Here is a 24,316-nt window from a genome sequence, read left to right on the forward strand (position 1 = left end):
TGGGCTTCCAGCGCGCTTTAAGTTTCAGGAATTCTATGTCTTTTCGGTGAGTTAAGGCTGGACACATTCGAGAGAATCCGATGCCCTACCGTCGACGCACGCCTTATCCGACGTCGGTGATAGGCCCAAATCGCCTCTCTGATGGCCCCATCGCTACCGCTCCTTGTCAGGTTCCAGATCGCGAGCAGCTCATCCTGCACATTGTCGAAGACAAGAGGCTCATGGAGTCGGGCAATGGCCAAACGGTCACCGGCCATCATGATCGCGCGCGAATGAACCGCATTTTTGGGCCGGCTACCGATGAAGCTAAAAAGGCTATTAGCGGCATCGCGCAACTCGCGAGGATGAAGCGGGCCGTGCCGCTGCAGCACCTCGACCGCTTCAAGGTCGCCCTGCGACGGCTCCCTCGCTTTGAGGGCATGGCGCACCAGATATCCGTGCCAAGTGTAAAGGTCGCGCAACGTATCAGCTGTGACGAGCGGCACGACGAAGCCGCCACCCAGGTTCGATGCCAGAAGTTGCTCACCGACGAGCTGGTGTGCGCTGTCGCGCACTGGCGATATGCTGACGCCATAATGGTCCGCCAAGGCCTGCACCACGAGCGGCGCGCCGGGCCTCAATATTCCGTCCAGAATATCCTGTTTCAGGCGCCGATAGATACGATCCGCAGTGATCGGTTCAGGAGACATCGCGCGACAAGCCCTTATTCGTGATCGTCAGCATCCTCAAAAAAGGAGGCTCTGCGCCTGCTGAGTGTGCTGGACGAATGTTCAAAAATGAGAGCGATGCAGCGATCCTCCAATTCGGACAGATCCTCGTCGAGAAGCAATTCCTGGGGGATTGACATTTTTCGCTCCATGAGAAGTAGCGGGATCATGATGTGAGCCGTCGATAGCCCCAGCCGATGCGCACATGCCAAATGCTCATCCAGCTTGGATTTAGGATTGCCCGCCTCAATCTCCCGCAACCATCGAACACTCACCCCAGCGGCACGTGCCAGCTGCGGCTGAGTGATCCGGTCACGTCGGCGGCGCTCTTCGATACGTCTGCCGGAAATCTCCTTGATGGTGGAGAGAACCAGCCCGTCATCCTTGGTCTGAAGTCTTCGAGTCTGCATGTACAGGCACCCCCGGACATTGTCTCGAAACTCCCAATGGCACTTACCCGATCAGCCTACGCTATGCATTTTGCTCATGCGGTCAAAGGCTATCGTTCTCATTTTGAGACGATTTTTCAGATAGTCCCACTCCCTTCGGGTGAACAGCCGGCAGGATTCAGGCTGATTGGGTTCGGCGCAATATCGCGCAGATGCGGGCCATATCCTTCTCGCTGGTGGCGCTCATATGGTTCAGCGCCGCGACATATATGGTGCCGAGCGAAGGCGCGTGAATTGCGCCATATTCCGAAACTCTGTCCCTGATTTCGCGGGCCATGCTGCCCAGATCGAGGGGGGCACCCACATAATGCTGCATGCTGCCCAAGAGCTGCGAGGTCTCAGGCTCGGCAAGGTCTGCCACCAATTCGTCCAGCTCGCGAGCGGCAAGCAGGGTCACCGCAGCATGCAATGTGTTGCCATAGGACAGCAGATCGCTGGCGACGGAGCAGAAACGGAAATGACATTGCAGGAATAGGCTCAGGCCCCGGTCGGACATGGTCAGCCTGTAACTTCGCGTTGCCGGTCCAGCCATGGATGCTCCTTCTGTCCTTCGCGCACCAGAACGAATCGGCCGCACAAATCTGTTGAAAATGGGCTGTGCGGAACCATCGGATCAGTTTGTGGTCACAGGTTGGTAAACGCCCGATCGGCACTGCCGTGCCCATTCGGCACGACGTTGCCTGATCCCGGCATCTCACTGCCTTCCAGCGGCACGTCAGTACCCTGCACCGGCACAACATTGCCCTGGCCATTGCAGGGCGGGGGTCGACCGGACATCGATCCAAAACAACGGACCGGTGATGGCAAGTCTACCCGAACGAACGAAGCTCCCGGTCACACCGTTCATCACCCAGGCAGTCGAGAGGCGCCCGGACAAAAGGAGGTATGAACCATGGTCAGGGTTATTCCTTTCGGACCACCGACCTTCGTCATTCTCATGACCGTGACTATGCCCTCCCTTGCGGCTCCAAAACAAGATGCCTTCGCAAAATCGGTGTCGATCGTGGAGAGCCCGACACTCGTCATTCGCCCTGTCGATGGTGCGTTTGCGATCACGTCGGTGCCCCCACCCCGCCCTGAGGCGGAGCCGGCAACCGTTTTGATCGGTCGATCCGTCGCGATCGACGCCGCGCTTTTCTCTCCCAAATCCCGGAAATCGGAGCAGCCGCAATGACAACTGCATCCCGCATTCTCTCAATCGCCGCGCTCCTTGCTGGCGCAGCGATGGCATCGGCCGCCACGACAGCGGGCGCGGATCCGATCGATGATCCCGCGCTCCTGACGGCAGCAGCAACCGAAGCCGAGGCGAAGCTGCATCAGAGTTTCACGAACCTCCAGTTCGAGGATTTTGCGCCATCGCCCGTCCATGGCCCCCTCTTCCAGGCCAGCGCCGGCGGCCGGATCCTCTATTACGCGCCGGAAAGCAATCATCTCCTGTTCGCGACCATCTACGACAAGAATGGCGTCAACCTGACGGCCCTGTCCCAGGATGCCGCGGCTCGAGCCAATCTCAAAAACCTTGATCAAAGCCAAGCGCTCCTGATCGGTCCGCCCGGTGCCCCACTGGTGATCGAGTTCACCGACCCCGACTGCCCCTATTGCCGCGCGCTCGATCGCTTCTGGGCTGCCAAGGCGGCCGAAGGCAAACCGGTGCGCCGCCAGATCTACTTCGTGTCCGGCATCCATCCAGAGGCGGCGTCGAAGGCCGAGCACATATTATGTGCGAAGGACCGCGAAGCCGCGTTCCGCGCCACCTATGCCGGTGAGCCGCCAAAGCCCCTCAACCGGTGCGCGGATGGCGCGGCCCAGGTTCAGGCTCATGCGCAGGCGGTCAAATCCATGGGCATATCGGGTACTCCGACGCTCATTCTCGATGGGCAGCTCATATCCGGTTTCCGCCAAGCCGAGATCGAAGCCTGGCTCGCCAAAAAGCGGCCGTCGGCCAAGCCCACGACCTGATCCCAATTCTGGCGGGCCTTAAGGCTGCATGGCGGCCGGGGCCTCAAGATGCCGACGACGGCGCCCGATCCCGAGGAGCCACCCAGCCTGTCGTCGGCCGACAGCGAACACCCAGTCGGTGCCGGCAGGCATGTCTTGGGGCGGCTCCTCTTATGTCCGGAGACTTAAGCAAATGATCAAGCTTGCACATCTGCCGCGGCTGCGTCGCCCGTCTTTTGCGTCGGCCGATGCCGTGGGAACGTTCGTCGCCGCCCTCGCCCTCGCATCGGCCGCCCACGCCTTTCAGGCGCCGACCGCGGGCGACCTTGGCTACGATATTTACGATATCGTGGTGAACCAGGGCGTGAAGGGACCGCTGGGCTTTGTGGGCGGTGTCGCCGCCTTCCTGTTCGGCGTCTCGCGGCTCTTCTCGAACATCATGATCGGCATTCCCACGATCGTGGCCGCCGTCTGCCTCATCCGGGCGGACTCCATCCTCCAGACCTTCGGCATGATCGTCTGAAGACAGGCTCAACAGACCAGCGCGGGGCCTCAACCGCCCCGCGCCGGACGGAGAGCGAACCGCGCTCTTCGTAACCCTCACATCTGTTCAGATGTGGGTGAAGCAAGGGAGAAGGGCGTGGACGAGAGACTTCCACAATTTCTGCACAAGCCGGTCCAGATCCTCTGGTTCGACGCGCAGGAGTTCATCCTCGTGGTCTCCACCATCTTCGTCGCCGTCATCGTCGGCGGGCTGGTGGGCTGGTCGCTCCTCGGCGTCCTTCTCCTTTTCATTCCCTGGAAGCGGACCAAGCCTCGCGGCTTCGTGCCCCACCTGGCCTGGCGCTGGGGGCTGCTCCGCCTCCCCCACTATCCCGGGCCGACCCAGACCCGCTTTTGCGAGTGAGATCCCCATGTTTCGTCAGAAATTGCCCCAGGAGGCTGCCGACCCGCTGCTCGGCAAACCGGCAAGCTTCGGCATTCACCGCTATCTCCAGGGATCGTCCAACCTGTTCGAGGAGAACAGGCTGCTCAAATTCTCGATTGTCGGCCTGTTCGGCATAACCGCCGTGCTGGTCATGGCGCTCTACTCAACGTCCCAGAACCAGCGCACGATCGTCATTCCCTTTGGCGCCAGCGGCGATCTCTATGTAACCGGCGGCAAGCCCTCTTCGGCCTATCTGCGCGCCATGACGCGCAACATCGTCGCGCTGTCTGGCACCTATTCCGCCCTCTCTGCCGACCGGCAGTTCCAGGAGTTGCTCAGCATCGTCCACCCGACTGCCTATAATGGCCTGCGGGACAGCCTGAATGCCGTGCTCGATGAGCTCGCCAACAATCCGACGCTCTCGATCGCCACCTATATCCGGCCCGATCAGCCTGTCACCTGGACCGATCGCCAGATCCTCGTACCCGTCGAGAAGATCCGCGTCATCGGCGGCGTCATCCGCAAATTCCGGGGCAATCTGCGCATCCGATACACGATCGATGCCGGCCGCTTCTGGATCCTGTCCCTCACCGAGGAGAAATTTGATGCCGAACTTCGGTAACCGAGTGCGCGCGTCTCGCGCTGCCCTGACCCTTCTGCCTCTCATCGCCATGGCGTCGCCGGGACACGCGCAATCGATCCAGGCACTGCCCGACCAGACCAGCACGATCCGGCTCTCGAACCGGGACGTCAATCATCTCATCTGCCAGGCCGGCGAGATAGAGGATGTCAAATTCTCCGCCGAGAAGGGCCTAGCAGTCGAGAAAGGCGGCGGCGACGCCTGGGTCAAATTCCTTGTCCGCGAAAGCGACGATGGCGGCCAAATCACCCGCAGCTATGTGACGACGCCGTCCGAATTCTTCGTCACGTGCAACGGCGCGATCTACCCGCTTTACGCCGAACCCTCCGAAATCCCGGCGCAGACGATTACGCTGGTGCCCGGCGCCCGGCAGCGCGCCCGTGCCAATGAGGATTTGTTGGCTCCGCTCGCCGAGGAAGATCGCGCCGTTTCGATCACCCTGTCCCTATTGCAGGATCGTGTACCGGCCAGCTTCACCGAGGTGGCAACCGCCAGCCGGCAAATCACTCTGCCCGCCGCGCCCGCGCTGCACATCACCGAACACCGCCGCGTCACCATCGAGGGCGCCGGCCTCAACGCATCGGAATATCGGGTCGAAGCCACAAGCGACATCGGCGTCGACGAGCGCCTCTTCCTCGATGCAGCGCTCGGCGCCCGCATCTTCAGCGCGACGCTCGATCGGCTCTCACTTCGTGCCGGAGAAACCGCCCGCCTCATCATCCTGCGCCGAGGAGACGGGCTATGAGCGATGAACGACAGGATATGCCCCAAAGCCCAGACGCGCCCGGTTCGCCCGCGCAGGGCAGCGGCGCGAGGGGCCATTCGCGGCCGACCCGTCCGTCCTCTGCAACGACCAACAAGGACAACAGCGTTCTTCACCTGCGCGGCCCGGCCCTTCTCGATTTGAAGGCGCGCTGGGCGACGCTCAGCCCCCATCAACAATTGCGCGCACGCCAGGCCGCTATCGGCGTGCTGGTCGCCCTGTTCGGCTATGGTCTTTATTCCGCCTCGCACAGCGCGGAGGACACCACGCCCCAGGCGCCGGCGGCATCGAAGCTCGACATGGGGGCGGGCCTTCGCGGCGACAGCCTTGAAACGAAGGTACGCGGCGATCTCAAGAAGATCCTCGATGGGCAGAACCTGCTCGGCGACCGGGTCACAGCGATCGAGGAGGGCCGGATCGGAACCGCCGGTCCAGCATCGAGCGACGCAGCAGACGGCGACCTCCCCAATGCCATGCCGGGCGACATCCCGGCCTTTCCGCCCAGCCCGACACCAAGCGAACTCGAACGTGCCGACGGCAGCCTGCCGGCGCCACCGATACCAAGCGCGCCGGCCGCTCCGCCAGCGCCGCCGGTCGAGCGCCAGGTCGGCGCGATCGGCGCCGCGACGAGCGCAGTCGTCGCCGAAGGATCGGCTGCTCCAAATGGCGCTAAAAAAAAGACCAGGACGATCTATTTGCCGCCTGGTTTCATGAAGGCGCGGCTGCTGACCGGGATCGACGCGCTCGCCAGCCGGGACGCGACGAGCAATCCGGAACCGCTGATCGCCCGCGTCGAGGCGCCCGCCGTGCTGCCCAATGATGTGAAGGCCAACCTTTCTGGTTGCTTTGTCATCGGCAATGCTACCGGGAGTCTTGCCAAGGAACGGGTCGAGGTCCAGCTCATCTCGCTGTCCTGCGTCGATTTTGATGAGCGATCGGTTATCGATCAGCCGATCAAGGGCTTCTTCGTCGATACCGACGGCAAGAAGGGACTGTCGGGCAAGGTCGTCACTCGTGCCGGCGCAGCGCTCGCCCGTAGCTTCATTGCTGGCACGATCGCAGGGGTCAGCCAGAGCGTCGAGAATACGTTTGGCAACACCTCGACCTCAGCGCTCGGTACCGTCCGGTCCCTGGACGCAGGCGATGCGCTCAAGACAGGCGTAGCAGGAGGCCTTTCCAAATCCTCCGACAAGCTCACTGACTTCTATCTCGATCTCGCGCGCCAGGCCGGCCCCATCGTCGAGGTCGGCGCCGCCAAGGATGTGGTGGTCGTGATCCAGGAGGGTCTGGCTCTGGAAATCAAACCCACCACGGCCACCAAATTCTGATGTGCACTTGCCACCTTCAGGGAGATCATCCCATGCCCAACCAGCACCCGCGCGGGAGCGCTCGGCTTTCCACCCCCGCTCTGCTCCTCCTTCTTGGCATCTTGCCCGGCTGCACCACGCTTGGCTCGGCCATGTCGCCCTATCCTGAGAAGTTCAGCTGCAAGAACAGCGATCATGGCCAGTGCATCCATCCCGAGAAGGCCTATGCCGACGCGGTGGCTGGCCGGGCATCGAAATCCGATCCCAAGGTCACGAACGGCAGCAAAACCGGCGAAAGTGCCCGGAACACCGACACACAGAGAACCGGCCGCAGATCCGCGGCGGATGGCTATGTGGGATACCGAAGCAGCGTCTATCGGGAACTTCAGGGCCTCGTCGAGGCGCCGGTCACGCCGATGCTCAGACCCGGACGAACGATCCGCACGCTGATCCTGCCCTATGCCGATCGCGACCGGCCCGAACGGCTCTACATGCCGCGCTACGTCTATTCTATCCTCGACAAGCCGCAGTGGGTGGTCGGCGATTATCTCGTCAATCCGACCGAGGCGGCCGCACGCGCACCGATCCTTGAACAGACCAAGGCCAAGCCTACGCACCCCGATAGCGATATCCCGGCGCCGCCACAGGATCAGGCCCGGGAGCAGGATCAATGAGGGGGCTTGGAACGCGCCATGGCGGCGGCATGACCTATGAGCGCCTGCGGCAAAGCGTCTCGCGCGACACCTACTCCGACTTCCTCCCCATGGTGAGCTGGGTCGAGGAAGAGGAAGCCTTCCTCACGATCGACGACGGCTGGGGACAAGCCTGGGAACTGGTGCCGTCGGCCTATCTCTTCGCCCATGTCCATCAGGCGCTGCTTGGGCTTCTCAACATCCAGTTCGGCACGGGCACCGTGGTCCAGCTCCACTGCTTTGCCGATCCGCTCATCGACCAGGCGCTCGACGCCTATCTCGACCTAAAATCCCGGCCCGATCCGCTCGTCCAGGCATCGGCCCGGCGCACGGCGCAATATCTGCGCGACGGCACCGAAGGACTTTCCGCCCTTCACGGCATCCCCATTCGTAATTTCCGGGTCCTGCTCGCGATCAAGTCGCGCAAACCGCTGGGCGCAGACCTCCGCCGCCAGATCGAGGAGCAACTCTCCAAACTCGGCATTGTGCGCATGGCGCCCGAAGCGCTGGTGAGCTTCTATCGCCGGATCTTCAACGGTGCCTTCGATCCCGCGCCCGGCGTCTTCGCCAGTGGGACCGCAGACAATCCCGCGCGTCCGGTGCGCAAGCAGATTATCGATGCAGGCCCGGACCTGCTCTTCGATGGCCCGGAGCTTTATTTCGGAAACCAGGTCGCCCGCTGCCTGACGCCCAAATCGCCCGCGCGCCGGGTGACGGCGGAGCGCTGCAATCGCCTCTTGGGCGGCATGCGCGGCGCGGCCGAAGATAGCGACCAGATTGGTGGCCCCTTCCTCTACACGCTCAACATCCTCTTCGATCATTCGGCTTTCGAAATCCACAAGCGCGCGCAGATCCTCTCCGCGCAAAAGGCCGCCGGTAGCTTCGCCGTCGAGGTGGGAAAGCAGATCGAGGAAATTGGCTGGGTGCTGGATGAAGCGGGCAACAGCCGCTTCGTCTCGGTCATCCCCACCGTCTGGGTCTTCGGCCGCGACAGGGCGCAGGCCCGCGAAATGGCCGCCCGCGCCAAGCGCCTTTGGGAAAGCGAACCCCTCCCCTGGATGATGCAGGAGGAGAGCTATCTCAATCCCATCCTGCTGCCGATGAGCCTTCCCTTCGGCTTCTACCCCGAGCGCCGGACGCTGCGGATGCTGGAGCGCGATCTTCCGATGCCGGCCAAGGCGGCCGCATTGCTGGCGCCTGTCCAGACCGACTTTCGTGGCGGCGGTCGCCCTGCCCTTCTCTATGTCGGGCGCAAGGGCCAGCTCATCACGCTCGATCTCTTCGACCCGCGCATCAACAATTATAATTTCATCGTCTCGGCCGAGAGCGGGGCGGGCAAGAGCTTCCTCCTCAACAATCTTTGCCTGCAATATTATGCCCAGGGCGCGCTCATCCGCATCATCGATATCGGCGGGAGCTACCGGAAGCTCTGCACCCTCTGCTCGGGCCGCTATATCGACATTGGCGAGGAAGCGCTGGTCCTCAACCCCTTCGATATGGGCTTTGCGCTCGATGGCGACGACCGCCAGTCCGCCATCTCCATGGCGGTCGCGATCGTCGCGGAAATGGCCAATGCCGCGACCCGCAAGGGCGTCACGACGTCCGAATGGAACCTGCTCAAATCCGCCGTCCAATGGACGATCGACACAGGGCGCGCGGAATCCGGCATCGACGCGGTCCGGGATTGGCTCGGCGCCTATCCCGCCGGTGCCAGCCATGACCTCGACAAGGTCGACCATCTCGTGCCGGTGGCGCGCGAGCTCGCCTTCAACCTGCGCGATTTCGGCAGTTCGGGCGCCTATGGCCATTTCTTCAACGGTCCCTCCACTTTCGACATCTCCGCCGACGAATTTGTCGTGCTGGAGCTCGAACGCCTCAAGGCCATGCCGGACCTCTTCAACGTCATCGTGATGGTGGTCGTGAATGCGGTGAGCCAGGAACTGTACCTCTCCGCCCGGGATCGACCGCGATTTGTCCTGTGCGATGAAGCCGCCCAGTTCATGACCCGGACCGACGGCCAGGATCTTTCCCGCCTCGCCGAAGTGTTCGGCCAGGGCTACCGGCGCGCGCGCAAGTATCAGGGGAGTTTCGGGGTCGTTCTCCAGTCGATGAACGACCTGCTGCTCTTCGGCGGCACGGGCCAGGTGATCCTCGAAAATGCCGCCACCCGCTTCCTGCTCCAGGGCTCGACCTACGAACGCGCGGTCCAGAACAAGATCCTCGATTATTCGGGCTTCGTTCTCGATCTCCTGAAGTCGGTCCGGAACAACAAGCCGCATTATTCCGAGGTCTTCATCGACTCCCCGCTCGGCCTCGGCATCGCCCGCCTCGTCGTCGATCCTTTCTCCTACTGGATCAACACAAGCGCTCCCCAAGAGGTAGCAGCCTTCGAAGCGCGCCTGCGCGCCGGCCTCTCGCCGCTCGAAGCGATCTGCGATCTGGCCGGCATCGATCCCGCGCAGCTCCTGAGCTCGTCCAGATTCACTTCCTCGCAGGAGATGTCATGATGCGAAATCCTCCTCCCCAGCCCGCGCACGCCCGACCATCAAGCCCGCAGCTAGATCTCGAACTTGACCCGACGATCGAAGCGCTGATCGAAGCACGGGCCGCAAGCCTCGCCCAGCATCAGGCGCTGTTCTGGCGCTTCCGGCTCGTGACGATCGAGACCCTGATGATGGGCGCACTCATTCTCTGCGCCGGCCTTGCGCTCCACCAACCTGCTGCCATGGTTTTGCGTGCGGCCATCATGGTGTCAGCCGGCTGCTTTGCGAGCGGTATGCTGCTCATCGGCCTCACCGGTGCCTTCGATCGCGGCCTCGATCATTTCACGAGATGGCGGCGCGGCCAATGACCGGCATCCTCTCCTCTTCCCCCGCCCATGGTCCGGTCCGCCTGCTTCTCGGCACGCACCTCCTGCTGCTGATCCAGACGGTGCTGGTGCTCCAGGCAGCGGATCCGATGCCGACATCCCTTCGCATATTCCTCTGCGTGACGGGCGTGCTCGGCCTCGCGGCGCTGATCGTCGCCGTACGCGGCGAGCGGCAGGACGAGGGCAGACCATGGTGGGCGAAGCACCATGACGACTGAAGCCCGCTTCCCCGACCGCGCGCGCCATGCGCTTCTCGGTGCGCTGATGCTTGGTCTCGCCTGCCAGCAGGCGCAGGGCGCGACCTCCACGATCGGCCGCACCTGGCCGATCGCAGAGCCGGACGCGATGAGCGAAATTGAGGCGCGGGTGGCCAATGCGCCTGACATGGCTGCGAAGTTCGGCCCTCGCGCCAACTGGACGGCGCTCAAGGCTACGTCGCTGGAGACAGCACCTGTCGATCGGACGCGAAGCATCATTCCCTTCTACACGGTCGATGACGAGATCCGTCTGCCTGACGGCCGCGTCCTTTATCCCAAGGGCTTCACCTTCAATCCGCTGGACTATGTGTCGCTCCCCCAGCGCCTCGTCATTGTTCATCCGCGCGATCTTACCTGGGCGCTGAAGGCCGCGCGCTTCACCGATTTCATCCTGCTGACCGCTGGCGATGCGCTCGAACTCTCCGAGCGCACCGGCCGCCCGCTCTTCATCCTGGAGGAGCGCGTGAAGGAAAGGCTCGGCCTTACTGTCGCGCCTGTCATCGTCGCGCAGGAGGGGAAGAAGCTGGTCCTTCGCGAGTATGCGCCGAAGCGTCCCGCGCATCAGAGCGCCCGGCCATGAACCGCAAGAAGCTCCTCCGCGCCGCCGCCCTATCTCTTGCGCTTGCGCTCGGCTCTGCCAGCGCGCCGGCGCACGCCTCCAAATGCGAGGCCGGCACCATCTTCAATCCGCTCACCAAGGTGCGCTGGAACTGCATCTTCCCGATCACCATTGGCGGCGTCCGTGTCGGAAGTTTCGACAAGCTCGACAAGGAGCTCGACGCCCAGTCTGCGTCCAAGCCGTTATGCGCCTGCCGCAAGGGCGCCACCTTCTGGTTCGGTGTGAAGGTGAGCTTCTGGTCACCCAACCGCATGATCGATGTGGTGACCGAGCCCGGCTGCATGATGGCGCTCGGCGCCGATCTCCTGCCGACCGGCGGCAAGCTCCAGGGCAGCCAGAGTGGAATCGCCGATGGCACCAACAGCCAGAAGATGTTCGCGCAGATGCATTATTATATCTCGCCGGTCTGGAAGATGCTCGACATGTTCGCTGACCTGCCGTGCATCGAGGATGACGGGTTCGACGTCGCCATGATCACCGAGGTGCTGCCGACCTGGCAGTCGGGGACACTGGGCGCGATCATCCAGCCCGAGGGCATTCTCTTCGGCAATCCCGCAGCGGGCCTTGCCTGCATGGCTGACAGCGCCGCGGCAGCCGCCGGCAAGGTGCTCGATCCGCTCTTCTGGTGCATGGGCAGCTGGGGCGCCACATACCCGATCGCGGGCGATATCCATTTTGGCGACAGCGTCGAGGCGTGGGCCGGGCTTGCGGCGCGCGGCACCTTCATGATGGGGCGCCTTGGCGCGCTCACCATCAGCTCGGCTGACGGCTGCTCTTTCAAGGCGCAGCCGATCTGGACCAAGAGCCGCTACAAGCTCCAGATCATGGAGCCGGTCAAGGGCGGCAAATGCGTCAATATCGGGCGTCCCGGCGCACTCTGGTCGAGCGGCAAACATGCGCCCGGCAAGGACAACGCCCAGTTCATGTCTTTTGAAAAAGTGATCTGCTGTGCGGGAGTATCCACCCCGTGAGCCAGATGCCTTCCCCATCCCCCGTAGCAATCGACGAGCACTCCAGATGGTCTGCCCGCCTAGGCCATATCGGCACGTACGATCGCTGCGAGGGCGGAGCGACGCCGTCCCCCCACAGCGTCGCTCCACCCCCCATTCCCCTCGCGCACCCGATGACCGCCAGATCGGGCCCAAGAGAGGGGAAGGTCAGCACGGTCGGTGAACCCCCTGCTCGGATCGGGTGTCCCCTCTCCCTAATGCCCGATCCGATATCGGCCGTGCTGACCACCTTTAAAGGCCGTGCCTGCTTCCGTCTGAAAGCCAGCGGCCAGGCCTTTCGTCTGACCCCTGCGGAAAATTCCCGTTCGGCCGGAGGCTTCCGATGAAGAGGGCGATCCTCATCATCATGGGCAGCGTGGCGCTCGCGCCGCAATGCGGCCAAGCGCAGGATATGGAGGCCCGCGCGCGCGCTGCGGCGGCGGCATCGCGGACGAAGTCGAGCGACAGCGACTCGATCACCAGCAATTACGTCAATCCAGGTCTGGCCGGTGAAGCGATCAGCACTATCGACAGCAGCCGAAACTTCACCACCAACCTCGCCTGCCAGAAGAGCGCCACGATGCTGGATCTGCTGGTCCAGCCCGGCACGACTGGCGACATCACGCATGTGAGCATAGCGCGCGACAGCGATCTCGACGGCAGCTTCGATCAAAATCTGACCCTGCCTGTCCCGGTCTCGGGCATCTGCGCCAACGGCATCGTCTCCTGCGATCCTGGCAGCTGGAACAACTGCACCCCCTTCCAATGGGATGTAGCCTCGTCCGGCAGCCTCAAGCTCAGCCAAGTGCCGCTGACCGACCTCTCTGCCTGCTATTGCGTCAATGCGAGCTGCGGCAGCAACCTGGTGCTGGGCAACCTCAATTCTGTCCTCAAGGATCTGGGCGGCGGCATCATCGGCGCGCTCACCACGGCAGACTCCCGGATCGGGGTGGCGCAGGCAAGCATCGAAGGGCCTGTCATCCGCTATGTCGGCGCCCAGACGACGGCCTGTACCGCGTCGCCTTCGCTATCTTCGACCAGCTATCGCGCCGATCCAACCGCAATTAGCGCGGACGCCAGTGCGAGCGCGCAGGCAAGCAGTGTCTTTCAGGCACTGGCCGGCTCGGCGTCGGCGACCGGCAAAGCCGAGGTCACCCGCAGCTGCTCGATCGATCGGGAGATCAGCGTCAAATCCTGGGATTTCGACGACATAGTGGGCGTTGCCGGAACGGTGACCTCCGTCACCGCCTGCGGCACCGGCTGCCGCCGCTATCAGATCCGAGGTTCTGGCACCTGCGGCAGCGTCCCGCCCATTCATACAGCCAGCTTCGATCCGATCGCGCCGACACGCATCGTCTCCGCCCGGATCGTGGAAATGGGCGCGGACGACTGGGTCCAGGCACGGGTCAACGGCCAGATCGTCGGCTATGCCGGAAAGCGCCCCTGGACTGGCGAGGCCCTGCCATCTGGTGACTGCCGGATTAGCGGCGATCCCTATTATAATCGCACCGCCATCGACATCACGCCCCAGCTGCGCGCCGGTGCCATGACGGTAGGTGCCCGCGTTCGCGCCGGGGGCGATGGCAATTGGGGCTATGTCACGGTCGAGGTCCAGGTCGATATGGCCTGCGAGGTTTCCGAACGGCTGGTGGATCTCTGCACGGGATATGCGCAGGTCACGGCGTGCAGGCTGGACAGCGAGAGCGTCGACGGCGTCACGACCTTTTCCAACGGGGTGAACACGGGCCTTAAACCCCTCGCCCAAACCCGATCGTTCGGCACGAGCAATTGCACATTCCAGTATAGCCGCGACTTTTTCGAGCGGGACCGCCGCTATAAATGCCTGATCGATAATGGCGAAGTGAGCGCGCCCGATCTGTCGCGCAGCGCCTATATCATCGACCATTCGACCGAGACCCTGCTCGCTGATCGCACCCTGTCGAGCGACGGGACGATCTCGACCTCCACCCGCGCCTTTACCCTGCCCGATCGCGGGACGGTTCCGGCCTGCGAGCCGATCTGCAAGACCCGCGCGCCCAGGGCGAACAGCGACGTCGCGATCTCGGGCGTGGTCGGGGCTAGCCAAAATGATCCGGCCGGCTGGAACAGCTTCTATCATAGCTGCGGCACAGACAATGTCTGTCCTCTGGGCGAAGAGGAGGAGCTGGTCACCGCCTGCGGCTGCCTCGACGATTTTCCAGAAGCCGCCGTCATGATGCAGACCGTGCGCCTCGCTGGCTCCGATCTTGCCTGCACAGCGGGGACGCCATGAAAAAGCGAAATTTCCTTGGCCTGCTGGGCGCCGCGCTCATGGCTATCAGCATCCCTGCTTCGGCGTGGGCGGCCCAGCTCTGCGCCGCTGATTTGAACGGCAATGGCGATGCGGCTGACGAAGGCGAGATGGCGAGCTGCGTCACCATGGCCGGCGGCGCGACGCAGTGCCCGATCCAGCAAATACCCTGCGTGGTCGACGTCGTAGGCGTCTATAGTTGCCCGTTCGGGGGCGATCATCAATGTCTTGTGCCAGCGGCAGGCGGAACGCCGACCTGCTCGCCCCTCGCCTGCATCGACACCGCGCTCAATCCGGTCGAGGATGAGCTTCCGGTCGACGATACAGGCCCGGACAATGATGGCCCGGTCGACGCCGATGGAAACTGCCTCGGCACGATAGAAATATTCGGCGGCCGGGCACTGCGCTGCCGTCCGCCAGGCGCCAGCGTCACCTTCCAGAATTGCTGCAAAGACCGGGACAAGATCGTCAAGGACGGCATGGGCGGTTCGATCAGCTCGATCACCACCAAGATAGCGATCGCCAAGGGCGTGTTCACCGGCGCCAAGGCCGCCTATCTCGCCTTCAAGGCAGGTGCGACCGCGGGCCAGGCGGCGAGTGCCGGCGCCAACGCCATCATCGTTGGCCTTGATCCAACCTCGATCGCGATCAGCCTGGCCATCAATTTCATGATGGAGGTGCTGCTCCAGGGCTGTGACCAACAGGATATGGAAACCGGCATGCTCCGCGGTTCAGGCATGTGCCACGAGGTGGGCATTTATTGCTCCTCCTCGATCCTTGGCATCTGCATCCAGAAGGCGCGAGGCCATTGCTGCTTCAACACCAAGCTTGGCCGCATCATCCAGGAGCAGGGCCGACCGCAGCTCAGCGCATTCAACGCCATGGGCTGGGGAACACCCAAGCAGCCCTATTGCCGGGGCTTTACCGCTGAAGAATTCCAGGCGCTCGATTTCAGCCAAATGGATCTCTCCGAATATTATGAGGAGATCGAGGCGCGCGCCCAGTCCGACATCCAAATCGACATGGAGGAGAAGGTCGATGCCTATCTGCGCACCGTCAATCCCTGACAGCCCAATGGCCCCGCTCGTGCTTGCGCTCGCGCTTATTGGGGCCGCGCCAGGGCTGGCCCGGGAGGCTCAATCGGCAAACGAAGGGACGTCCGCCATGGAGCGGCTTCACAAAGCCAAGGCCAGCGTTACCCCAATGGCGCACGGTGGGCCGAACGCGATCCCCGCCCCCTCTCCGACACTCAGGCGACGTGCCTTCGATGCCATGCGGAAACGGCGGCTCGATCCGCAGATGGAGGCGCAGGCGCGCGCGGCGCAAATCCAGGCAGCCAATGCACTCACCGCGGAGCAGCAGGCCATGAGTGCCCGGCTTCATCAGGCGTTGGGCCTGGCACCGCCCGATAGCGCTCAGGCGCCGGCACCCGCCGCTTCGAACACACCGGCCAAGGCCTGGGTGCCGCTGCTGTTCGCTTCCTCGTCCATGCCGATCGAGACTTTGCGCACTTACGCCGGACAGCTCGAACGGGTCCGCGGGGTGATCGCCTTTCGCGGAGTCCCCGGTGGTCTCACCAAGATCGGCCCCATGGCCGAGCTCACGGCGCGGATGCTCCGGGTCGACCCCGGATGCGAGGGTCCGGGCTGCACGATGCGCAACGTCCAGGTGGTGATCGATCCGATCCTCTTCCGCCAGCATGGCATAGTCCGGGTACCGGCCCTCGCCATGGTGCCGGGCGATCCGACCCAGCCCTATTGCGAACGGGAGGACGAGACGGCCCCCCGTGCCGCCCATCTCGTGCTCGGCGATGCAGCGCTTTCTGGCTTGCTGGATGAATATGCCCGCCTCGGCGGCAAGGAAGAGGTGCGCGATGCTTCGGCTCGTCTGGCTGGCCGCTAAAAGGCTTTTCCACGGATTGAAAGCGCTCCCGCGCGAGGCAGTGCTGGCGCTGGGCGGCGCGGTCGGCGATCAGCCGGCGCGTCCCAAGCGCTTCTGGCTGGCGCTTGGTATCACCGTGCCGCTGGCGACGCTTACCTGGCAGGCAATCCCTTCGGTCACCATCGTCATGAGCCCGTCGATCGACGCCTGGGCCGTGCGCGCGGCGCCTGGGACAATCCACAAGGGCGATCTCGTCATGTTCGCACTGTCCCATCCGATCGCCGGTCCCCGCCCCGTCAGCGTCACCAAACGGGCGATGTGCATGCCAGGCGAGCGCCTGCGCGAGGTCGAGCGCCATTCAGTCTTCGATGGCAGGGTCACAAACAGCAGCTATTATTGCGGAGATCTCCTGCTGGGTATCAGCCGTCCTGTGGGCCGTGATGGCCAGCGCCTCGATCATCTGCACTGGGGCGATCATGCGATACCCGCAGGCTTCGTCTATGTTGGTTCCGACCATCGCGAGGGCTTTGACAGCCGGTACTTTGGCCCAGTGCGGATCGAACGTCTCACCCGCATGGAGCGCGTGCTGTGAAGCGGAGCATCGCCGCTGCCGCGATCGCGCTGGCGGTCGCCATGCCATCGGCTGCCGCGCAGCCCAACGGCGAACCCAAGCTCGGCTACTGGTGGTACGCCCCCAAACCCGCGGAACCCGGCGAAGCGGACGAGGATCAATTGCCTCCGGCGCCCGTCATCCCACCGATGACCGAGCTCGCCAGATGGAGCCCGCCCCGGATCGCCAAGCTCATTACCGAGCAGCGCGACTACGCTGCCACGGTGCTGACGGTCGATGCCGTCGCTGATTTCTGGCGGCTCCAGGACTTCGCCAGGCGCAAGGCCCGCGCCTTTGCCGGCGTCACCCAACTCGCCATGCTCACCCACCCGGAATTAAGCGCCCGCTCTGCCTATCCAGTCGTGGGCGACGCGCGCGACGCCATGGGCGCGCAGAAGGACGCCACCCGCCGCGCCTATCTCCGGTCCAAAGGCGGCGAATTCGCGCTTATCATGTTCTCACGGGCCAGCTGCGGCTATTGCCGCGTCCAATGGCCGATCCTCCAGCGCTTCCAAGAGGAGATGGGCTGGCAGGTCAGCAGCCAGAATCTCGATCGCAAGCCTGAGCTGTCCAGTCGATTTGGGGTCGATGTGACCCCCACGACCATGGTTATCCGCCGCGGTTCATCCCAGCGCATGGTAATCGCCAATGGGGTCGAGGCCTATCCCAATCTCATCCAGACCGCCTATCAGGCCGTAAAACTGCTCTCCGGCGACATTCGTCCCGAGCAATTCCTGACCGGCGCCGGCGAGGAGAATGGCTTCTTCGACGCGCTGGCCAATGGTCCGGTTGCAGCCAATGACCCAGCCGTCAGCCAGAGCGCGCAGCCGTGAGATCCGCCGTCATGACATTGGCGGCTGCGACGGCTTTGAGCGCCAGTCCAGCGATCGCCGCAGAACCGCCGACCCGAGCCGAAGCTGCGCGCGCTGCAGTCCATCCGGTCAGTACCGAGCAGGCGATGAAAAGCTGGCTCGATCGCGTTCCGCGCACCAGCGCCTTTCCGCCCGACCTCGACGCGACCCTACGAGGCCAGGGCGCCGCCTATGTGGTCGAAATGAGCACGGCGCCCGGCTGCCTCCCCTGCGGCGATCTCTGGACCAAGCTTGGCGTGATGAAGGCCCGCTATGGCTGGACCGTCAGAACCATCTCGACCCAGGAAGCGATGATCCGGTCCGGCCGCCTCGGCCTCCCCTGGGTCGGGCACCCTGTTGCCTGGGTTCGGCCGCTGGCCGATCCCAATCGCATCATTCCGGTCGCGATCGGCACCGATCATTCGGTCAACATGAGTCGCAATCTCTATCTGGCGGCCAAGATGCAGTCAGGCGTGCGCGTGGCCGTAGGGGTCCGCGCCATGTCCAAGTTCACCGGGATCGTCGGCGTGTCCGCGTCCTCCCCATCCACCCATCGTCGGAAAGGCTGAGCAATGGCGTGCCCAGTCAATTCCACCCCCTCACCCCATTGGAGCCCGCCATGCGCCACGCCCCCACCCCCTGCCGCTCGCGCCTGAAGAACAGAGCGCTCCCTCGCCGGTTCGCCGCCGTCCTCACCCTCTGCGCTGCCAGCTGCGGCATGACGCCCGCCCCCGCGCTAGCGCAGAGCTGGGCGGAGCATTGGTTCGACAATGTCACCTACACCAGCCCCGGCAGCTTCGAGGATCAGACGCGGGGCTATGTCACTGCCGGCGGCATGTCAGGCCGCATCGACGTCCATAACGACTATCTGATGAGCCTGACGCTGCCCAAGGTAAAAGCGGGTTGCGGCGGCATCGACATGTTCCTTGGCGGCATGTCCTTCCTCGATCCCGACTATCTTGTCGAGAAGCTCGAGAGCATTCTTCAGGCGGCCCCGGCCGTGGCCTTTCAATATCTCCTCGAAACGCTCGATGAGAAAATGGGAAACATCATTTCGAAAATGGAGGCAGCCACCAATTACCTGAATTCCATCCAGGTGAACGACTGCCGCCTCGCCAACCGCATGGTCCAGATCGCCAGGGGCGACGACAATGTGTCCGGCATTATCGAGGAGATGACCGGCTACAAGTCGGTCAAGGAGGGTTACGCCAAAAGCTATCAGCAAAGCCGCGAGAAGATCCAGTCGAACGGCAATAATCCGACCGAGGATCTGCGCGATGCGCTGGCCAACTGCCCGGCCGAGGTGACGGAGATATTCAGGACCGGATCGCTCCTCTCCCACGCCGCTGGCCGGGTGGGTGCGGCGGACTGGTCTGCCGTCATGCGGGCGCGGGTGGGCGACGTCTATATGCGCTGGGACGCGACCGACAAGGTACCGCTCTTCTCTGCCATCCCAGCTTGCGCCGGCCAGGATAGCGAATCTTCCGACGACTTCCTGAGCGGCCGCGTCATGCGGCGCGCGCTCAACGTCCCCGCCACCAGCGCCGACTGCACGCGCGATGGTGCCAAAGGCGCCCTCACCCTCACCCGCGAACGCATGACAACGATCGCCGAGAAGATCCGCACACGCGCTGCGCTGACGGCCGAAGAACGCCAGTTTGTCGCCAATGTCCGGACCCTCCCTGTCTATCGCATGTTGGAATGGGGCGTTCGCCAAGATGTGGTGGACTCGGTCATCGCGGACACCGACGAACTGGTGGCGCTGACCCTCGCCTATCAGATGCTGAATGACCTCACACGCAGCATCGACTTTGCGCTGACCAACGCCGAGCGCGGCACCAATGCGGCAGGGGCTGCGGACAGCAGCAACGCCAATATCTGCCAGACCCGGATCCTGACCAAGGGGATAGAGCAGCTTCGCGATCTGCGCGAAGAAGTGCTGCGGCAGCGCTCGCAGATGCGTCAATCATATATGGCGGCGCTTGAGGCAGCCAACCTCTCGACCAACTATGCCGGCCTCGTCCGCCAGCGCGACCGGGATGCCCGCGACGCCGCCGGCGCCGCCACCAACCGCAATCGCTAAAAGGGATCCTTTCCCATGCGCCTTGTCGTTCGTCTGATTGCGATCCTGACCAGCCTTGCCCTCGCTGAGCCGGCCCTTGCTCTGGAAGCCAGTTTCCACAGCTATGACGGCTTTGCAGAGACGGTCGACGCCTTTCGCCTCGTCTCGATGATCTTTGCCGATCCGCGCTACGAGACGCTGGTGCTGATCGTGGCAGTGGTCGGCATGGCGCTGGGCGCAGTCCTCGCCATGGTGCGCGGCACGGGCATGGGGCTTGTCGCCTTCGGATTCCAGATGCTGGTCGGGATCGGCATGTTCGTCGGCCTGGTCGCAACTACCGGCACGGTCCATGTCTATGACCGCGTCCGCAATGCCTATCAGCCGGTGGGCGATGTCCCCAACCTCATCGTGCTGGTGGCAGGCGTCACCAACATGATGGAACGGGCGCTGGCCGAGACGATCGACGACAATACGCTCGATCCCCATGCCAAGCTGGAGTTCGGCGCGGGCGGCCATGCCTTCGATCTGTTCCTGAACGCCGTCTCGCCGCGCGGGCCCATGACCGACAGCTTCCTCGATGCGACGGTCAAGGATTATGTCCGCCAATGCTATCCGGTTGCGCGCGTGTCGCCTGCCTATGGCGTCGATGACGACCAGCTCTTCCGCGCCAGCACCGACCTTCAAACCGCCTTTGCCGCCATGGCCGGACCATCGACATTCAGCACCGTCTTCACAGCGTCGGACAAGGGCGGCACGACGGTCAGCTGTCAGGAAGCCTGGGAGCATAGCGCCGATCGCCTATCCGATCCCGCCATCTTCGAAAGCTATTCGGCACAGGTCTGCGCCCGCACCGGCTACGATATTGCAAAGGCGGAACAACTCGCGCGCTGCCGCAGCAATCTGGGCGAAATGGGCGACATGATGATGGGCACCCCGCTCACCGCCCAAGCCTTCCTCACCAACATCCTGCTCGGCAATAGCGTGGGTGATGTCCTCTTCGAGGATAGTCCCGCCACAACCTCTCGCGTGATGGCAAATCGGGCCGTCGTGTCGAGCGGTCTTGCGACCATGTCGACCGCCAATGAATGGTTCCCCACGATCCGCGCTGTCGTCTTCGGCATCATGCTCTTCATGGTCCCAGTCGCGCTCCTCTTCATCCTGACACCGATCAACCTGCGGGTCGCGAGCTTTGCGCTGGGGCTTTTCATCTTCGTGGCGCTGTGGGGCGTGATCGACGCCGGCATCTACCAGTTGACCCTTGGACGGGCCACGGCGACGCTGGCCGAGATGCGGGCCAATCATCTGGCCGTCAATGCCTGGATGCTCGCGCCCTCCTCGGCCATGAAAGCGCTCGCCATATTCGGCAGCTTCCGCACGGCAGGCGCTGGTCTTGCTGGCGCCTTCGTGTTCACCGTGTTCCGCTTCTCGGGCAATGTCTTCTCGTCCTTCACCGGCGGATCGCTGGGCGTAACGGCGCAGGCATCCACCGCAGCGGCGACGGTCTCCACATCGGAAGGCTACGCATCGGCACTCGAGGCCCAGGCGTCTGCCGCCGGCACGGGCACCCGCCGCAGCGCCTCATCCTCATTCGGGGATTTCGGCGCGCGGTCCAGCTTTGGCGCCACGCGCAGCTTCGGCGCCGCCGGCGCCGTCGAAGGCGCGCATGGGGGCGTTCCAGGTCAGGCCGCGCTAGGGCTCGGCGGGATCGACGCCGGCCGAGAACTTGGCGGGCTCGCACCAGCGCTCGCCGGCCGCGACCTCGCCGATCTATCGGTCAAAGGCGCGGTCCAGGCGGCAGCCGCCACGGGCGCCATCCACAATTTCGCGGAAAAGGACGCGCTGAGGAAGCTGGGCACAGGCTATTTCGGATCGGGTCAGGGCGGCGAGAAGGCCTTTGCCGCCTTCACCCAGAACCTCGTCCAGTGGCGCGCCTTCGGCGACACCCGCGCCTACGACATGATGATGCAGGGCGCGAGCCGGCATTTCGAGCGCGCAGGCTATTCCCCTGAAGATGCGGCGCTCAAGGCCAGCGGACTGATCTCACAGGCCCATGCCGATCCGACCTTTGCCAAGCTCATCGCCAACAGTTTCTCCCAAGAGGAGATGCTCCGGAATGAGCTTACCGGCGCGCAAACGCAGGTCGGCGCGATGGAAGGCCGCCGCGACTATGCGGGCGATCAGGTTTCCGCCGTCGAGCGGGGCAATGTCGCGACCGAACAGGCTCGGCGGACTGGCGGGAACGAGGGACAGCGGTTCGCAGCAAGGATGCTTGGCGTGCCGGTGGATGAAATGAACCGCCGCATCTCCTTCATCAACGCCCTCTCCGGCGAGGCGCGCTCAACCGCCATTTCCCAACTCTCCCGCGCAACTAGACGCAGCGAAGCGCAGGTCATGCATGCCCTTGAAACCTACCGGGCGGCGAGCGAGGTCGGCACCGCCGACGGGGCGACGGCTGAAGCGGCCCGCGAAGGCACGAGCGTCTACGGGCGCACGCGCGAGGCCGCCGGTTATGATTTTGCCGAACGCTCAGGCAAGCTCGATGCGCAACGCGAGGTCGGCCATGATGGCACACGTGGCGCAGCCCGGATCGGCGAGCAACGACGCCAATCTGAGAATTTCGGCTTTGCGGAAGGTGCTGGCGCCGCCGGCATGTCGACGCGTGAGGCAGCCCGCCTCGACAGCTTCATCCGAGCTCTGTCAGACGGTGCCGGAAACCAGGTCGACATGGCTGAGGGCGGCGCCGAAGGCGTGGCTGATCGCGCGCGCAATGCCAGAATGACCAGCATTGTCGACAAGGAACGCCTGTCACGCGTGCAATCGATGCTCAAGGACAACGGCATTGAGATGACCAAGCGGCAGATAGCGATGGATCAAAATGGTGATTTCAGCCTCAACCTGACACCGGCGACGGCGGCCCAGATGTGGAAGGCTGGACTTCTCAACGAGAGTCAGCTTGGCGCTGTCGCCAATGGCGGCCATGCACGCTTCAGTCTCGCGCATAATGATCTTCTCGTCTCCAGCAGCGCAGGGTTCGAGAAATCGGCACGGAACGACAGCAGCACGAGGTTCGAGGCCGGCAAACAGGCCGGCCCCGACACGATCGAACATTTCATGGGCGGCGGCGACGAGGGCAAGGCGGCGATGGCCAACTGGCTGCGCGGCGGGTTCGAGATGGACCGCAAGGGCAACTGGCGCCTGAAACCCCAGGTGGCGGACACACTTCAGCGAGATGTGCAAGCTGTTATGGCTCAGACTGGGTGGGAACGTGCAATCGCAAGGACAGCGCAGGATCAGAACGCATTTCAAATATCTGTGAACGGAGAAGTGTCAGGAGGGACAAGTGCAAAAGCAGGCCGGACCAACAGGTCGAGACAAGGTGGAGCAGCGTTCGGTCAAGCTGGCGGGTCGCTGGGTATTTCGAGTCAGGAGGCAGGATCGACTAGCGAAATCGCAAGTGCCCAGCTCAACGTTGTGAACTTTGACGTACGACAAGCTCTGGCGAATGCCGAGCGATCAGCCGCCAGATCAGCTAATCCAGCTGAAGCATTCTCCCACCGCCTGGCGACAGAAATCCTTGGGCCGAATGGGCTGCGGAACAGGTATCTCGGCGACGCGGACAGCGCTCGGGGAACAGCCGATTTAATGGCTCCTGTAACGTCTATTGAGCAAAGCTCACTTCTCAACAGCGGCAGGTTCTCGACCGATCTGATGAATGGCCCCTTCGACGGAAATCCGTCATTCAAGAAGAATGACGGGGCCGAATAACATAAAATGGGTGCGACGGATTCAACGGACTCCCAATCCAGTTAGAGCCTGAGGCGGGGTCTAGCGGATCGAACTCACGCAGCATGCCAGAAGGGCTATTGCGCATTGGACTACGTTCCCAATACTCTTCTGTTTCATCATCCATTTCAAAATGTGCTGCCGCCAGCCATGCTTTAAAAAAGCCGTACGACAGAACTATAGCTACGATCGGCGGGAAGAAAAAAACATTAATGAATCCCGCGAGAGCCGAACCGTAAAAATCAGCAAGGAATTCTACGCGCGAGGACGCAAATAAACCGCCCCAGTACAGCGGGACCGCACTCCACCAAAAGCGCGCATACATCGGGCGCCACAGCCATTCACGAATTTTCAGTTGGCGGGCCATCACGCTTGTTCATCTCGATTTCGATGCTATTCAATTTCATTGGCAATAGTACCATCTTCTGCAGACACGGAAAAACATATAAACGCAGTCCACTCTCACTTTCTCGCCTTTCAGATATCCCCCCTTCCTCGTTCAAGACTTTAGTTCCTCGCTGGTTAAATATCGGCTCTGAAACGAACCCCGCGTAACGTCTTACATACAGCGTTACCCAATGGGTCACCGCTAGAGCCGAAATCCCGGCAACGCCCCCCCCCGCGACAACCTTCTCTTCATAGCACCTTCAATCGTTGCACTGCCTTCCGACAGGGGGGAGG

25 protein-coding genes are annotated in these 24,316 nt (G+C 63.2%); 21 read left to right on the plus strand and 4 right to left on the minus strand.

The genetic code is table 11. From position 1 onward, the window contains the following. Positions 1 to 17: 17 nt before the first annotated feature. From E5554_RS16485 to E5554_RS16495, 3 genes are all read right to left on the minus strand, one after another. Positions 18 to 689, minus strand: coding sequence for a GntR family transcriptional regulator (locus E5554_RS16485; protein ID WP_080993597.1), 672 nt, complete (start codon positions 687 to 689; stop codon positions 18 to 20). A gap of 14 nt (positions 690 to 703) precedes the next feature. Continuing rightward, positions 704 to 1,117: a helix-turn-helix domain-containing protein gene (locus E5554_RS16490; RefSeq protein ID WP_136187471.1), complete on the minus strand. Its 414-nt coding sequence runs from the start codon at positions 1,115 to 1,117 to the stop codon at positions 704 to 706. Positions 1,118 to 1,274: 157 nt separating this feature from the next. Continuing rightward, on the minus strand, positions 1,275 to 1,688 hold the full coding sequence (locus tag E5554_RS16495) for a hypothetical protein (protein ID WP_136187472.1): 414 nt from the start codon (positions 1,686 to 1,688) through the stop codon (positions 1,275 to 1,277). A gap of 360 nt (positions 1,689 to 2,048) precedes the next feature. Between E5554_RS16495 and E5554_RS16500 the strand changes: the two genes are divergently transcribed. The 21 genes from E5554_RS16500 to E5554_RS16600 all read left to right on the plus strand — a co-directional run bounded on the left by E5554_RS16500 (position 2,049) and on the right by E5554_RS16600 (position 23,617). Continuing rightward, positions 2,049 to 2,330 (plus strand): hypothetical protein, encoded by a 282-nt coding sequence (locus E5554_RS16500; RefSeq protein ID WP_048938646.1) that lies wholly within the window; start codon positions 2,049 to 2,051, stop codon positions 2,328 to 2,330. Between the two features lie 50 nt (positions 2,331 to 2,380). Beyond that, entirely contained in the window at positions 2,381 to 3,115 is a 735-nt protein-coding gene (locus E5554_RS16505) for a DsbC family protein (RefSeq protein ID WP_080993656.1), read from the plus strand. A gap of 172 nt (positions 3,116 to 3,287) precedes the next feature. Continuing rightward, complete coding sequence (locus E5554_RS16510; RefSeq protein ID WP_048938644.1) at positions 3,288 to 3,617, plus strand: hypothetical protein; 330 nt, start codon at positions 3,288 to 3,290, stop codon at positions 3,615 to 3,617. A 117-nt stretch (positions 3,618 to 3,734) separates the two neighbouring features. Continuing rightward, positions 3,735 to 4,001: a type IV conjugative transfer system protein TraL gene (locus tag E5554_RS16515; RefSeq protein WP_026109091.1), complete on the plus strand. Its 267-nt coding sequence runs from the start codon at positions 3,735 to 3,737 to the stop codon at positions 3,999 to 4,001. Positions 4,002 to 4,008: 7 nt separating this feature from the next. Next, positions 4,009 to 4,644: a TraE/TraK family type IV conjugative transfer system protein gene (locus E5554_RS16520; protein WP_048938643.1), complete on the plus strand. Its 636-nt coding sequence runs from the start codon at positions 4,009 to 4,011 to the stop codon at positions 4,642 to 4,644. Between the two features lie 49 nt (positions 4,645 to 4,693). Continuing rightward, positions 4,694 to 5,407 (plus strand): type-F conjugative transfer system secretin TraK, encoded by a 714-nt coding sequence (locus E5554_RS16525; RefSeq protein ID WP_234415765.1) that lies wholly within the window; start codon positions 4,694 to 4,696, stop codon positions 5,405 to 5,407. Then, positions 5,404 to 6,753: a TraB/VirB10 family protein gene (locus tag E5554_RS16530; RefSeq protein ID WP_168708730.1), complete on the plus strand. Its 1,350-nt coding sequence runs from the start codon at positions 5,404 to 5,406 to the stop codon at positions 6,751 to 6,753. The genes E5554_RS16525 and E5554_RS16530 overlap by 4 nt, the downstream gene beginning before the upstream one ends. 32 nt (positions 6,754 to 6,785) lie before the next feature. Further along, complete coding sequence (locus tag E5554_RS16535) at positions 6,786 to 7,406, plus strand: TraV family lipoprotein (protein WP_048938641.1); 621 nt, start codon at positions 6,786 to 6,788, stop codon at positions 7,404 to 7,406. After that, on the plus strand, positions 7,403 to 9,931 hold the full coding sequence (locus E5554_RS16540) for a TraC family protein (protein WP_048938640.1): 2,529 nt from the start codon (positions 7,403 to 7,405) through the stop codon (positions 9,929 to 9,931). Before E5554_RS16535 ends, E5554_RS16540 begins: the two co-directional genes overlap by 4 nt. Further along, positions 9,928 to 10,275: a hypothetical protein gene (locus tag E5554_RS16545; RefSeq protein ID WP_234415584.1), complete on the plus strand. Its 348-nt coding sequence runs from the start codon at positions 9,928 to 9,930 to the stop codon at positions 10,273 to 10,275. The genes E5554_RS16540 and E5554_RS16545 overlap by 4 nt, the downstream gene beginning before the upstream one ends. After that, the gene (locus E5554_RS16550; RefSeq protein WP_048938656.1) at positions 10,272 to 10,511 is read left to right on the plus strand and encodes a hypothetical protein; all 240 of its coding nucleotides are present in this window, start codon (positions 10,272 to 10,274) and stop codon (positions 10,509 to 10,511) included. Before E5554_RS16545 ends, E5554_RS16550 begins: the two co-directional genes overlap by 4 nt. Before the next feature lie 46 nt (positions 10,512 to 10,557). Beyond that, on the plus strand, positions 10,558 to 11,130 hold the full coding sequence (locus E5554_RS16555) for a conjugal transfer protein TraW (protein ID WP_053094346.1): 573 nt from the start codon (positions 10,558 to 10,560) through the stop codon (positions 11,128 to 11,130). Continuing rightward, entirely contained in the window at positions 11,127 to 12,140 is a 1,014-nt protein-coding gene (locus tag E5554_RS16560; RefSeq protein WP_048938638.1) for a TraU family protein, read from the plus strand. Before E5554_RS16555 ends, E5554_RS16560 begins: the two co-directional genes overlap by 4 nt. 361 nt (positions 12,141 to 12,501) lie before the next feature. After that, positions 12,502 to 14,430, plus strand: coding sequence for a hypothetical protein (locus E5554_RS16565; protein ID WP_048938637.1), 1,929 nt, complete (start codon positions 12,502 to 12,504; stop codon positions 14,428 to 14,430). Beyond that, positions 14,427 to 15,515, plus strand: a complete 1,089-nt coding sequence (gene traN, locus E5554_RS16570) for a conjugal transfer protein TraN (protein ID WP_136187473.1) — start codon at positions 14,427 to 14,429, stop codon at positions 15,513 to 15,515. Before E5554_RS16565 ends, traN begins: the two co-directional genes overlap by 4 nt. Positions 15,516 to 15,612: 97 nt before the next feature. Beyond that, positions 15,613 to 16,350, plus strand: coding sequence for a type-F conjugative transfer system pilin assembly protein TrbC (locus tag E5554_RS16575; RefSeq protein ID WP_247594290.1), 738 nt, complete (start codon positions 15,613 to 15,615; stop codon positions 16,348 to 16,350). Beyond that, a complete protein-coding gene (locus tag E5554_RS16580; protein ID WP_048938634.1) occupies positions 16,322 to 16,921 on the plus strand; it encodes a S26 family signal peptidase in 600 nt (199 codons plus the stop codon). Before E5554_RS16575 ends, E5554_RS16580 begins: the two co-directional genes overlap by 29 nt. A gap of 41 nt (positions 16,922 to 16,962) precedes the next feature. Further along, positions 16,963 to 17,772, plus strand: a complete 810-nt coding sequence (locus tag E5554_RS16585; protein ID WP_048938655.1) for a conjugal transfer protein TraF — start codon at positions 16,963 to 16,965, stop codon at positions 17,770 to 17,772. Beyond that, positions 17,769 to 18,359, plus strand: a complete 591-nt coding sequence (locus E5554_RS16590) for a hypothetical protein (RefSeq protein ID WP_247594291.1) — start codon at positions 17,769 to 17,771, stop codon at positions 18,357 to 18,359. The genes E5554_RS16585 and E5554_RS16590 overlap by 4 nt, the downstream gene beginning before the upstream one ends. 149 nt (positions 18,360 to 18,508) lie before the next feature. Continuing rightward, on the plus strand, positions 18,509 to 19,873 hold the full coding sequence (locus E5554_RS16595) for a conjugal transfer protein TraH (RefSeq protein ID WP_199909715.1): 1,365 nt from the start codon (positions 18,509 to 18,511) through the stop codon (positions 19,871 to 19,873). 15 nt (positions 19,874 to 19,888) lie between these two features. Next, a complete protein-coding gene (locus E5554_RS16600) occupies positions 19,889 to 23,617 on the plus strand; it encodes a conjugal transfer protein TraG N-terminal domain-containing protein (RefSeq protein WP_136187474.1) in 3,729 nt (1,242 codons plus the stop codon). Here the strand turns inward: E5554_RS16600 and E5554_RS16605 are convergent. After that, positions 23,592 to 24,002, minus strand: a complete 411-nt coding sequence (locus E5554_RS16605; RefSeq protein WP_136187475.1) for a hypothetical protein — start codon at positions 24,000 to 24,002, stop codon at positions 23,592 to 23,594. The genes E5554_RS16600 and E5554_RS16605 overlap by 26 nt on opposite strands. Between the last annotated feature and the right edge of the window lie 314 nt (positions 24,003 to 24,316).

This window comes from Sphingobium sp. PAMC28499, assembly GCF_004795815.1.
Lineage (GTDB): Bacteria > Pseudomonadota > Alphaproteobacteria > Sphingomonadales > Sphingomonadaceae > Sphingobium > Sphingobium yanoikuyae.